This window comes from Cupriavidus sp. 05L411 (genome assembly GCF_056398045.1).
The window spans coordinates 21,361-33,602 of the sequence record NZ_JBFTOQ010000057.1 but is presented as its reverse complement, the minus strand read 5'-3'; the positions used below and the strand labels follow the sequence as shown (position 1 = coordinate 33,602).

At 65.7% G+C, this 12,242-nt stretch carries 12 protein-coding genes; 6 read left to right on the top strand and 6 right to left on the bottom strand.

Features of this window, described 5'->3' with window-relative positions; all coding sequences use genetic code 11:
* The first annotated feature begins 343 nt into the window (after positions 1–343).
* Positions 344–739, top strand: coding sequence for a DUF488 domain-containing protein (locus AC1DQR_RS36015; RefSeq protein WP_416049860.1), 396 nt, complete (start codon positions 344–346; stop codon positions 737–739).
* Between the two features lie 9 nt (positions 740–748).
* On the opposite strand, the gene AC1DQR_RS36010 is transcribed toward AC1DQR_RS36015, so the two are convergent.
* Positions 749–919: a hypothetical protein gene (locus AC1DQR_RS36010; protein WP_477134762.1), complete on the bottom strand. Its 171-nt coding sequence runs from the start codon at positions 917–919 to the stop codon at positions 749–751.
* A 222-nt stretch (positions 920–1,141) separates the two neighbouring features.
* Positions 1,142–1,858 (bottom strand): GntR family transcriptional regulator, encoded by a 717-nt coding sequence (locus tag AC1DQR_RS36005; protein WP_416049862.1) that lies wholly within the window; start codon positions 1,856–1,858, stop codon positions 1,142–1,144.
* A 307-nt stretch (positions 1,859–2,165) separates the two neighbouring features.
* Between AC1DQR_RS36005 and AC1DQR_RS36000 the strand changes: the two genes are divergently transcribed.
* From AC1DQR_RS36000 to AC1DQR_RS35990, 3 genes are all read left to right on the top strand, one after another.
* Positions 2,166–3,413, top strand: a complete 1,248-nt coding sequence (locus AC1DQR_RS36000; RefSeq protein ID WP_416049863.1) for a nucleoside recognition domain-containing protein — start codon at positions 2,166–2,168, stop codon at positions 3,411–3,413.
* A gap of 553 nt (positions 3,414–3,966) precedes the next feature.
* A complete protein-coding gene (locus AC1DQR_RS35995) occupies positions 3,967–6,045 on the top strand; it encodes an FUSC family protein (RefSeq protein ID WP_477134761.1) in 2,079 nt (692 codons plus the stop codon).
* Between the two features lie 92 nt (positions 6,046–6,137).
* Positions 6,138–6,416, top strand: coding sequence for a DUF1488 family protein (locus AC1DQR_RS35990; protein ID WP_416049865.1), 279 nt, complete (start codon positions 6,138–6,140; stop codon positions 6,414–6,416).
* 4 nt (positions 6,417–6,420) lie between these two features.
* Here the strand turns inward: AC1DQR_RS35990 and AC1DQR_RS35985 are convergent, their stop codons facing one another.
* Together AC1DQR_RS35985 and AC1DQR_RS35980 are read right to left on the bottom strand one after the other, a co-directional pair.
* Positions 6,421–6,891 (bottom strand): universal stress protein, encoded by a 471-nt coding sequence (locus AC1DQR_RS35985; RefSeq protein WP_477134760.1) that lies wholly within the window; start codon positions 6,889–6,891, stop codon positions 6,421–6,423.
* A gap of 66 nt (positions 6,892–6,957) precedes the next feature.
* Positions 6,958–7,800, bottom strand: coding sequence for a L,D-transpeptidase (locus AC1DQR_RS35980; protein WP_416049867.1), 843 nt, complete (start codon positions 7,798–7,800; stop codon positions 6,958–6,960).
* A 284-nt stretch (positions 7,801–8,084) separates the two neighbouring features.
* Here AC1DQR_RS35980 and AC1DQR_RS35975 point away from each other — a divergent pair, with 284 nt between their 5' ends.
* Entirely contained in the window at positions 8,085–8,879 is a 795-nt protein-coding gene (locus AC1DQR_RS35975) for a DUF1835 domain-containing protein (RefSeq protein ID WP_043350404.1), read from the top strand.
* 23 nt (positions 8,880–8,902) lie between these two features.
* Entirely contained in the window at positions 8,903–9,541 is a 639-nt protein-coding gene (locus AC1DQR_RS35970; RefSeq protein ID WP_416049868.1) for a TetR/AcrR family transcriptional regulator, read from the top strand.
* 55 nt (positions 9,542–9,596) lie between these two features.
* Here the strand turns inward: AC1DQR_RS35970 and kefC are convergent, their stop codons facing one another.
* On the bottom strand, positions 9,597–11,411 hold the full coding sequence (kefC, locus tag AC1DQR_RS35965) for a glutathione-regulated potassium-efflux system protein KefC (RefSeq protein ID WP_477134759.1): 1,815 nt from the start codon (positions 11,409–11,411) through the stop codon (positions 9,597–9,599).
* A gap of 10 nt (positions 11,412–11,421) precedes the next feature.
* Entirely contained in the window at positions 11,422–12,003 is a 582-nt protein-coding gene (kefF, locus tag AC1DQR_RS35960) for a glutathione-regulated potassium-efflux system oxidoreductase KefF (RefSeq protein WP_416049870.1), read from the bottom strand.
* Positions 12,004–12,242: the final 239 nt, after the last annotated feature.

The window sequence follows — 12,242 nt, the reverse complement described above, 5'->3', positions numbered from 1 at the left end:
CGTCAACAGGTTTTTTTCCTTCAGCTCGCTGCGCCGTGCGCGCCGCCAACCACCCCGCCAACCCCGCAACCCTTGTCCCGTCTGCTTTGCAGCGGCGTTTCGTGTTGCGAGGGGGCGAATCATAGGGGACCCCCTCGGCCTTGGCAAGCATTTTCTGAAATGATTCTGGCATCAACAGAAAAGTGCCGCGAAAGACTTATGGAGGCCTGTTGGCACCGCCGAGCCACGGCGCTAGCCGGCAGCCACCTGGCTGCGGCAAACTATGGCCGCAGGACAAGCCCGGGCGGCACACGACGAAGTCCGCTACACCCGCGGGGCACTCTATATAGAAGGAGGAACTTGCATGACCATTCGCATCGTGAAGCTCGGCTCGCCCCGACAGCCCGACGAGGGAATCCGCATCGGCACCGTACGCAGGCCGCCCCGGGGCGTGCCGAAAGCCGAGTTCGCCAAGCGGGACTACTACGATGTGTGGTTTCCGAACCTGTCGCCCTCCGCCGAACTGGTTGCACAGGCCCTGGATATACAGGCCGCAGGGGATGAAAAGGCATGGCGGGCATTCGAGCGGCACTTTCGTGCGGAAATGGCGCGCCCGGAAGCCAGCAGGACATTGGATCTGCTGGCCGCGATGTCACAGCAAACGAATTTCTCGATTGGCTGTTATTGCGAACACGAGGAAAGATGCCACCGCTCTATATTGCGCGCCCTGCTGGCGGCGCGCGGAGCCGCGCTCACTTAGGCGGTGCGCTCAAACCGCCTTCTGGTCGCGCACGCACTGGCGGCGGAACAAGGGACGCAGGCTTGGCCAGCGGATAGGCAGGAGCGGGGTGCGATGGCGCACAGCGTCGCGCTCGGCATAGTGGGCCAGCAGCTGCTCGCCAACCGACTGCCGGAAATAAGCGGGCGTCGAGTAGTCCATGGTCAATCCCTATTGTGGTTCATCAGGATTGACAGTATACCGAATTTTGGTGCACCGCGTCATGTTGAGGCTTGCAAACGCCCCATTCCGGGGTATTGGGTTGCTGCCGGAACGCCAAAAAATATCAATGAAATCAAAGAAAAGCAGCGTCATGGCGGCGGCGGTTGATAACTTGACCTGGTGCGGGATCGCTTTCGTATATCGAATACTATCTACCAGCGCTCAGGAACCTGTGACGCCGGCCTCGGCCACATCTTCGGCTGCCTTGGCGGCGCTATAGACGTGCCGCGTCGCCAACAGCGCCGCCAGATCCGCATCGCCGGCGATGACGGCCTGCAGGATCTGCGCATGCTCTTCCCAGTTCTGCCGGGCACGCGTCACGTTGGCCGGTGCGAACAGCAGGCCCGTGCGCTCCCTGAGCGTACGCACCATATCCTGCAGCACGCTATTGGCCGCGATATTGCCCAGCACCTCATGGAAGCGGGTGTTCAATTCGATGAAGCGCTCCGAGCGTCCGCTCGCGGCGGCCTCGGTGCCCTGGCGCAGCACTTCGCTGAGCTCGGCGATCAGGGCAGGATCACGGCGCTGGGCAGCCAGCTTGGCGTTGAGCCCCTCCAGGGTGGCCCGCACTTCAACCATTTCCTTGGCGATGTTCGGCGACAGCGTCGCCACCGAGGCGCCCCGCCGGGGCTCGATGCGCACCAGGCCTTCGGCAGCAAGCGCGCGCAGCGCTTCCCGCACGGGGATGCGCGACACGCCAAGTTCAGTGGAAAGCTTGTTCTCGACCAGGCGCTCGCCTTGGTTGTACTGCCCGCCGAGGATGCGCTCACGCAACGTATCGGTCACCAGGGCAAACAATGGGGAGTGCTGGGCGCCAAGACTGGCGCCGGCGGAATCCGAACCAGGAAGTGCGTGTTCGGTACCATGGGCGTCGGACATAGATTCTGGCTTGGGTCGGCGAGACACTGTCCTCGGGGGTGGCGCACGGGCGAGCCATCGCGAACGAGTGTCAAAGGGATCAGGGACCGCGGCGCTGGCCCGGAAGGCTGAGGGGCAATGCGACCGCGGCGGCATTGTCCGCATTGTATACCGGCGCACTACGGTTTTTGCGCTACACACATTGCCAATGCCAAGGCTCACATCAGGGCGCGCCAACCCTGGCACAACGCGCCGCCCATGTGCCGTGGGCACGGGTCCGGCAGGCTATGATGCGTAGCCTCTCACAAACCCCGCCCGCGATTCGCCGATGGCTCTTAACCTGGTCTGGCTCTCCTTCTTCCTGCTCGCCTTCATCGTCGCCTGCATTCGTGTGGCGACAGGCGATACCGCGGTGTTTCCGGCGATGCTCGCGAGCCTGTTCGACAACGCACGCACGGCGTTCGAGATTTCCCTTGGCCTGGCGGGCGTCATGAGCTTGTGGCTGGGCATCATGCGCATTGGCGAACGCGCCGGCGTAGTCGACGTCTTTGCGCGGGCGGTCAATCCGCTTTTGCGCCACTTCTTCCCCGGCGTTCCTCAGGGCCACCCGGCCCAGGGCGCGATGATGATGAATGTGTCGGCCAATATGCTGGGGCTCGACAATGCGGCGACGCCGCTCGGCCTCAATGCCATGCGGGAGCTGCAGTCACTCAATCCGCGCGCTGACACAGCCAGCAACGCGCAGATCATGTTCATCGTGCTGAACACGGCTGGCTTGACGCTGATCCCGACCTCGGTGATCGCCATGCGGCAAGCGATTGCCGTCAAGCAAGGCCTGGTCGGGTTCAATGCCGCGGATATCTTCCTTCCTACCCTGCTCGCCACCTGCGTGTCCTGCGTTGCCGGCTTGCTGGCAGTGGCTTGGGCGCAGCGGCTCAACGTGCTCAAGCCAGCCGTGCTGGCCGCCTTTGGGCTGCTGGCGGCGGCTGTCGGCGGAGTCTTCCTCTGGCTGCGGCACGCGCCCCCGGAACAAGTGAGCACCGCCACCGCGCTGGCTGGCAGCGGCTTCATACTGACGTTGATTGTGGTCTTCCTGATTTGCGGCGCCGTACGCGGCATTAACGTCTACGAGGCCTTTATCGACGGCGCCAAGGAAGGCTTCGGCGTCGCTGTGCAGATCATTCCCTATCTGGTGGCAATTCTGGTGGCGATCGGGCTGTTTCGGGTGACCGGCTGCATGGATGTCCTGATGCGGGGCCTGAGCACCGCTTTTGCCTGGCTGGGCCTCGACACCGCCTTCGTCCCCGCGCTGCCGGTCGGGTTGATGAAAATCCTGTCTGGCGCGGGCGCCCGCGGGCTGATGATCGACGTCATGAGCACCTATGGCGTCGACTCCTTCCAGGGCAAGCTCGCCGCGATCATCCAGGGCTCGACCGAAACCACCTTTTATGTGCTCGCCGTGTACTTCGGCAGCGTCAACATCCGCAACACGCGGCATGCGCTTGCCTGTGCTCTGTTCGCCGATCTTGTGGGATTGTGCGCCGCGGTCGGCATCGCCTACCTGTTCTTCCGCTGAAACGGGCACGCCGTGTCGCGACAAAAGCCGGCGAATCGTCAACAAACGCTCGATGAAAACAGGACAAAAAGAGAGAGAAAACCAACTTTCAATGCATTGCGCCGCTACTTTGTTGCTCACATACAACATGTTTGTGAAGTCAGACACGCTTGACCTGCATGCCGCTTGGTGCGACGCAACAAATCATATATAGTGGAGTCTGTCTCCTCCACCACCTCGGTGGATTCCAGCCCGCGCACGAAACTGCGCGGGTTTTTTTTGCCCGCGTTTAACCAGTCCGCATGGTTTTCCCTTGCTGTGGCGGCTCACGGCAAAGCCAGCAGCCGATCCTGCCCGGCGCACCAAAGCAGCCCAGGCGCTGCACCATGAGAAGGCCAAACCGCACCGCTCCGGTGTAAAACCCCGAATTTCGCGCGGAATGTTGCGATGCAACATGYGATCCCGTAGAGTCAGCCTGTCCCTTGCGCCTGGCAGGGCGGATCTCCGCCTCGCAGCGCCCATCCTCCTTGCTGACATGATTTCCGCGCTGCGCCTACCCCGCCCCGATGCCTCGATGTTGCAAAGAGGCCTGGTCTACGCCTTCTCGTTCCTGGTCCTGGCCGGCACGGGATGGCTCACCGGGGAAGCGGGCTATCTGTGGGCGGCAACGGCTTCGATCTGGACCTGCCTGGCCGACCGCCGCGGCACCGCCGCCGAACGGTTGGCGGCACTGGGCTCAGTCGGCATTGGCGGCGCGGCCGCATGTGCCCTGGGCACCGCTGCGGCGGTGACGCCATGGACGGCGCTCGCCGTGGTGCTTTTCGCCGGGCTGGCCGCCGGGCTGACCGAGACCCGCGGCCCCGTGCCCGCGCTGTCGGCCAAGCTGCTCTATGTGGTGCTGATCGCCTCCTGCCTGCAACCAGCGGGCGAGGCCGAACTGGCCATGCGTGTGTTGGCCCGCAGCCAGGAATTCCTGCTCGGCGGAATCTTCGCCTGCGTCGTCAGCCTGGCCCTGATCCGATCCGCTCGCGACACGCGGCCGCGCGCCGAGATACTGGCGGTGTTCGATGCGTTGCTGCGTTTTGCCTCCGATCTGGCGGCCGATGCGCCCGTGGGCGATGCGACGGCCATCAAGCGCGACATCCGCGAGCGTATCGAGGCGGCGCATCAGGCGATCAACATGCGGCGCAGCCTGCGGGACCCGCTTGGGCTGATGCACTACGCCTATGTGGTGAGCCTGGCCGATGCCATGTTCGCCCTGTTGATCGTTGCCGCCGAACTGCGCAGCCGGGCCGATGGCGCGGGCAGTGCGGAGCACCTGCCGCTGCGCCACTTGCTGCGCTGCGTCACCGATGTCCGGGAGCAGGTCTGCGAAGGTCTGGCCCATCACGCGCCTGACCTGCCGTCGCTATGCGCGGCGCTGGCTGGCGAACTGCGCCGCCTGCATGCACCGCTGGCCAATGCCGGGGCGCCGCCGTTGTACCAGGCTGCGCTGAGCGCACTGGCCCGCTATCCAGCCTTCGGCGACTGGCGCCGCGAGTACCGTTGGCCGCGGCGCGCCATGCGCCGGACATGGCAACGCTGGCGCGCCGTGGTTGCGGAGCACACCGCCCGCGATGCCCGCGTGGCCCGCCATGCGGTGCGGCTGGCGCTGGCTGGCGGCCTGAGCCTGATGCCGGCTCAGTTCTGGAGAGTCGATCACGGATACTGGGTGGCGGTCACCGTCATTATGGTGCTTAGCCCCCAGCTGCAAACCACGCGCAGGATCTCGTTCCTGCGCTTCGCGGGTTCCCTGGCCGGCGCGCTGCTGGCCTGTGCCATCGGCCTGGCTCACCCACCGGCGCCGCTGGCCCTGGCAATCAGCGCGGCCTGCCTGGCGGCCGCCTACACGTGCCGGCTCGCAGGCAGTCCCGGTGCGTTCGCGATGTGCCTGACGCCCGCGGTGATCCTGTTCTCGTGGGTCGGGGCCCCAGCGGCGGACAGCAGCCACTTTGCCGCGCTGCGGGGCATCGACACGGCGCTGGGCTGCCTGATCGCCCTGGCCACCTACTATGTGCTTGCGCCGCGGGCCGAGCTGTCGCGGGTTTATCGCCATAGCCTCGACGCCCTGGCGGCAAACACAGCGTACCTGCGGGCAGCATTCGCCGGCGCCAGCGCGTTCACAACCTCGCCCACCCGCTCGCCCGCGCCGACGCAGACACGGCTGGAAGCCTTGCGCATGGCGGCCGGGCGTACCTCCAGCCGGGCGGATCAAACCTTGCAACAGGGCTTGGCAGAGCTCGCGCCAGAGCTAGCCCGCGAGTACACCCAGCTGCACCTGGCCTTGCGGCGCATGGCAGCGCTGGCTGGCCTGGTGCGCGCCGGGCTGGAGGCCGAAGCGGGCAAAAGCCAGCCGGAACCGGCCACGCAGGCCGTCCTGCAAGGCCTCGCCGCACAGCTGTCCGACCTGGCAGCCAACCCCGGCGAAGGCGTGACTCCGCTAGCAAGCGGGTTCCTGCCCGATTCCGCTGCGCCGCTGGACCGGTTTCTGGTTGAACAGGCCGGCTACGCCTCGGCCCAGATCAACGCCACCCACTCAGCCGTAGCCTCCGTGCACCGGCTGGCTGGCGGCCAGCCCAAGCCTAACGAGCCGCATTTGCCCTATCCGGGTTGATGACGGTCAAAGCCCAGCACTCTGCGTTCATCACGGATCGGAACCATCTCCTAGAATGGTTCCATTCCTCAGTGACCGGTGTGAGGCACGCCATGCCAGAAATATCCTTTCCCCGCAGCGTCCCCACCTACTGTGCGGCTAGCCTGACCCTCTCCTGCCCCGCCACTGTCAACGGGCAGCCCACCTTATATTCGATCACGGCCGAGGCGCTCGAGACCCATTTCGGCGCCTGCTCCCCACGCGAGGAGGACCTGGTGCGGGCGTTTACCAGCCACCGGCAACGCATCGAACACATTGCCGAGGGCCTGTTCGAACTCACTCAGGCGCGGGAAATCCTGTTGCGCAGCGGGCACATCCGATTCGCAGGCTGAAGGCTCAGCCTTCCGCCGCCTGACCGCGCACCAGGAGCACCGGCACGCTGGCCTGCCGGATCACGGACTCGGCCACGCTGCCCAGGACCAGCCTGCGCACGCCACGCCGGCCGTGGGTGCCGATCACGATGAGGTCTGCACCCCACTCGGCGGCAGCATCGTTTACTGCGCTGGCAATGTCGGCCCCCACGGCCTGCTGGGTGACCAGCCGCGTTTCGTGGGACACGCCCTGCGCGCTCAGGCGTTGCGCAGCGGCCGCCAGCGCACGTTCGCCGCTGTCAGCCAACGCTTGCAGCACGGGCGTTGGGTCGTAATACGCAACATCGAACATAAGCTGGGCGTTGTCCACGACATACAAGGCGAGGACTTGCGCGCCCCCGGTGCCCGCGATCCGGATTGTCTCGGCAAGCGCCAGGTCGGAGGTTGCACTGCCGTCCACTGCCACCACAATCTTCTTATAAGCCGCATTCGTCATTGCCATTTTCTCCAGAAGAACAACAGATAGTGGCGGATGCGACATTGCATTCCGCCGGATTCGATACTACTCGCCACCATGCGATGCGGACGTTCCGTGCGCGCCCGAGTCCACAATCACGAGGTAGCGCCCGGGCCGGGCCACCGGTGCCCGGCCCGGCGCCAGGACCCAAAGCGAGTCGCCGCGCTGCACAGCCTCCAGGTAGTCGGCATCCAGCAGCCCATAGTGGTCAAGGAGGCGATTCAGGGCGGCGGGAATCCGCACGCATCCCTTGGAGGCCGGGTGGCCCAGCCGAGATTCAAGCCGGTCCGGATCGGTGGCATGCATCTGCAAGCGCATCTGGCTCTCCCCGCCCTTGCCCCAGCCCCGTTGGGCATCGACCCAGCCGAAGTCATAGATGCGCATCCCGCTGACGCCGTAGCCGCGGATGCCGTTTTCGTTGTAGGTGCCCTCGGCGCGGAAATCCATGTTGTCCATGCTGTGGCTGAATACACCGGTCGGGGTGATGAAATGATCGAAAGTACCTGGCTTGCCTGTCGAGACGGGCGCGGCGCCCACCCACTGCCAGGGCGCATCGTCGGCGGGCCGCGCAAACAGCATGGCGGCCTGGACGCGCGGGTTGCGATCGATCAGCACAGCCCAGTCACCCGCATCGGCCTCCCGCCCGTCTGCCTGTAGCGCGGACGCCAGCAAGCCGGCATACCGCACGGCGACGGCCGCCGGGAGACTGAGATGGCGGGACACCTGTTGCGCGAATGCTTGCCGGACCATGCTGAGCTCATTGGCGGCGGCAAGTGGTGGCTGGAACGCTACCAGCGCGGCTAGCGCCAATGGCGCCAGACGTCCGAAGCGAGCGAGCCAGCGCCGAAAACCCTTGACGCGGGCCCGCCCGAGGCGAGCACACGGCATGATTGCCTCCTTTAGACAAGTGTTGCGGCTAAACGCCATGGTTGACGTTTACGCGGCGCGGCGCCTTGTGCAGGATCAAGCGCCATGCACGGAAGCGCTCCGACGCCACCGTCCCGAAACGGTGGACGGTCTACCTATATAGACCGCGAAGGCACCGACTATTTCCGTTGTGTATGCCGAACGCCGCTTCCCCGGGGACGAAGGATCGCCAGCGTACCGAGCGTTGCGGCTCAGCCGCCGCGTTTCGTGCCTTACGCAGGTCGCATCCATATACAATCACGCCCATGCAATACATCCATGTCGTCAACGGCGACGTAGCGGGCAACACGCTACGGCAAGCCCTCGCCCAGGCCGCCAGGCCCGACCCGGTCGTCGTGCTCCGCGACGATCTCGCCGTCGGGCCGCTGGCCGATGTCGATAGCAGCGGGCTGATCCGCTCCGGTTTCTGGCAGCGCGTGGCGCCGCACAGCGACATCGACTTCGCAGCCGAAATGCATCAGGCGCTGGACCAGCTGCATGGCCTGCGCAAGGACGAGCTGGAAGTTGCCATCTGGCATGGCCAGAGCGCTTCCGACCAGCTGATGCTGCGCCGGGTGGTGTTCCACCTCTACCAGTCGCCCCAGCGCATCAATGAAGTGGCCATGGACCTGCGCGAGCTGGAAGCGCCCGCACGGGGCAACCTGGCCGCTATCGGCATGTATCCCGCGGCCCGGCTGGCGCGGCGCTTCTCCACCATCGCCCCAGTCTCGGTGCTGCGCCTGGGCCGGCTGGGCTATGAGTGGCAGCAAAACGTCAAGGAAAACGCCGACGTGCGCCTGTGGAAGGGCAATACGCTGGTGCCCGCGGCTTACCACACGGTCGATGAAGTGATCCTGGAGCGCGCCCCGCTGGAATGGGCGCCGGCAGCGCAAGTGGTGGGCGGCGTGATGGGCGCCATCGAAGGCCTGCTGGCCAGCGACTGGTTTGTGTTCTGGCGCTGCCGCGAGCTGATCGGCGCCGGCCAGCTGGTGCTGCGCGGCAACGCCGAATCCCTGCAGACCTGCGAGCTGCGCCGCAACTTGTCCGCCGGCGGCGAGTAAAAAGAAAAAAGGCGAAGGTCTCCATGGCCCGTACCAAGGCACCCGATTTCGAGGCGCAGCGCGAGCAGATCCTGGACCTGGCTGCCGCCGCCTTTGCCGCCAGCAGCTACCCCAGCACGTCGATGGCCGACCTGGCTGCCGCCTGCGGCACCTCCAAGGCCCGGCTGTATCACTATTACGAGAGCAAGGAGGCGATCCTGTTCGACCTGCTCGACCGCTACACGCGCCGGCTGATGCTGATCGTGACCGAGGTCGAGGCGGAGGCGGAACGCCAGGGGCGCAGCGAGCTGGATAGCTTCTCCAACCTGATCCGGGCCTTCCTGGCCGAGTACGAGACCTCGCAGACCCGGCATGTCGCCCTGATCAACGACGTCAAGTTCCTCGCCGAGGAGCAGCGCGACCAGATCCTCAAGCGCGAGCGCGACGTGGTGGCCGCCTTCTCCCGCCAGTTGCGCCGGGCCTATCCCGAGCGCGTCACCCGCGACAACCAGGCCGCGCTGACGATGACAGTGTTCGGCATGATCAACTGGACCTTCACCTGGCTCAAGCCGGGCGGCAAGCTGTCGTACGCGGAGTTCGCCGAGATGGTGATCGACCTGCTGGCGGGCGGGTTGCCCGGCGCCCGCGCAGAACCCGCGGCGCGGCTGCGCGGTGTCGACTAATACATATACATATTCATAGGCAATGCCGGCGCCATTGCAGCGCCGGCGCTGCACCTCAGGACCAGTCTTCCTCTTCCCGCTGGCGGCGCTGATCGCGGTCCTGGCGGAACATTTCCTCCAGCTCGTCGCGCGCCTGGCGCGCCAGCGAGACCAGTTTCTTCTGGTCCGTGTAATGCGGGTAGAAGCGCTCGATCGCCGCGATGTTATGCCGGCGAAAGCGCAACGCGACTGAGCGTGCCTGCACGGGATCGTAGCCCAGCCCCTCCAGCACGCGRCGGCCCAKCAWCAGCGARCCCTCGAACACTTCGCGCTCGAACAGATGCACGCCGCGGTCCTTGAGCTGGTAGACATGCGACACATGGCGCGCCCGCGCGTAGATCTGCAGGTGCGGGAAGCGCGCCCGCACGCTGTCGATCAGCGCGAGGCTGTCCTCCATGCCATCGATTGCCACCACCAGGATGCGGGCCCGCTCCGCGCCCGCGGATTCAAGCAGGTCCATGCGCGTGGCGTCCCCGTAGAACACCTTGAAATCGTACTGGCGCAGAAACTCGATCTGGTCGGGATCATGGTCCAGCACGGTCACGCCGATCCCTTGCGCATAGAGCAGGCGGCCGATGATCTGGCCAAAGCGGCCAAAGCCGGCGATCAGCACGGGGTTGTCCTGCGGCGCGATCACGTCGTCCGGGCGCCGCGCCAGGCGGGCCAGCCGTGGCGCCACCAGCCGGTCGAAGGCCAGCAGGAGCAGTGGCGTGGCCACCATCGACAGCGCCACCACCAGCACCAGCAGCGCCTCGATGCGCGCCGGCAGCAAGCCGGCGCCGCCCGCCACGCCAAACACCACGAAGGCGAACTCTCCGCCCTGTGAGATCAGCAGCGCAAACAATAACCACTGGCCGCGCGCGATGCCAAAGCGCGGCGCCAGCAGGGCCAGCACCAGCGTCTTGAACAGCACGAAGCCAACCACCAGGGCCGCCACCTGCACCGGCGCATGCTTCAGCACGCCGAAGTCGATCGACATGCCTACCGCCATGAAGAACAAGCCCAGCAGCAGGCCCTTGAAGGGCTCAAGGTCGGCTTCCAGCGCATGGCGGTACTCCGAGTCCGCCAGCAGCACGCCAGCCAGGAAGGTGCCCAGCGCCATCGACAATCCCACCGCGTCCATCATCAGCGCGATGCCCACCACGAGCAGCAGCGCGAAGGCGGTAAACATCTCGCGCATGTCGGTGCGCGCGATAAAGCGCAGCGCGGGGCGGACCAGATAACGCCCGCCCACCACCACGGCGCCGAYCACCCCGACCGCCTTTGCCGCCCCGAGCCAGCCCCCCGCGCCGGACGCGCCGGCGTCTGCGCCACCGGCAGCCAGCAGCGGCAACAGCGCGATCATCGGGATCGCGGCGATGTCCTGGAACAGCAGGATGCCGAAGCTGGCGGCGCCCGCCGGCGTGCCAAAGAGATTGCGCTCGGTCAGCGTGGCCAGCGCGATCGCGGTGGACGACAACGCCAGCCCCAGGCCCGCCACCAGCGCGACCTGCCACGATGCCCCGACCAGCGCGGCGACGCCGCCGAGCAGGATCGCGCAGGCCGCCATCTGAGCGCCGCCATAGCCAAAGATCACGCGGCGCAGCGCCCACAGCTTCTTGGGCTCGAGCTCCAGACCGATCACGAACATCATCAGCACCACGCCGAACTCGGAAAAATGCAAGATGGATTCGACGTTGGTCACCAGCCGCAGGGCCCACGGGCCGATCGCCACGCCGGCCAGCAGGTAGCCGAGTACGGCGCCCAGGCCAAAGCGGCGCGCCACCGGCACCGCCACCACCGCGGCAACCAGAAAGACGACCAGGGCCACCAGGAAATCATGTTGTTCCATGGCGCGTTCCTCAGCTTGCGGCGGCGTTGGAGGCAATGCCACGGGCGCCGTCAGCAATGCCGCCCAGCACACCGGTGACCCGGCCGATATGGTCGGCAAGCGCCTGGGCATCAGCCTGGTTGGCATCGTGCAGCACCAGCGGCGACAGCCAGCTCATGCCGCACAGCACGGCGGTCTGCTCCAGCGGCAGCATGTATTCCTCGATGCTGTGGCCATGCGTGCCGTCGGGCCCGTAGGAGTCGGCGTGGCCACCGGTGCTGGCCACCACCAGCATGGACTTGCCACGCAGCGCCGTACCGCCGGGGCCGTAAGCCCAGCCGCTCTCCAGCACATCGTCCACCCACAGCTTGAGCAGCGCCGGCATGCTGTACCACTGCACCGGGAACTGCAGCACCAGCGTGCCGGCCCGCGCGAGCGCGCGCTGCTCGGCTACCACGTCGATGTCGTAGTCGGTATAGCTGGTGTAGAGATCGTGCACGGTCACGCCGGGCAGGCTTTCCAGCGCCGCCGCCAGCGGACGATTGACGCGCGACAGGTGCGGCCTGGGGTGGGCGTAGATAACGAGAATCGGAGGCTCGGCCTTGGGGTCCACGAAAAATCCTGAGAAATCGGCTGCGCAATAGTAGCCGCTAGGCTAGAAAAGATGTGCTTAAAGCACTTATATCTGTAGATGAGGAGGACTGCGTCACCGCGAAGCAGGGCCAATTCCATGCCTCGGCCCGGCGAAAACCGATATGCGGCGTTGCAGCAAACCCACACCATCGGGCGGAAAGCGATCTTCAAGCACTACGCAACCTATTGATTTATATATATTTAGTTGGAATTTACAAA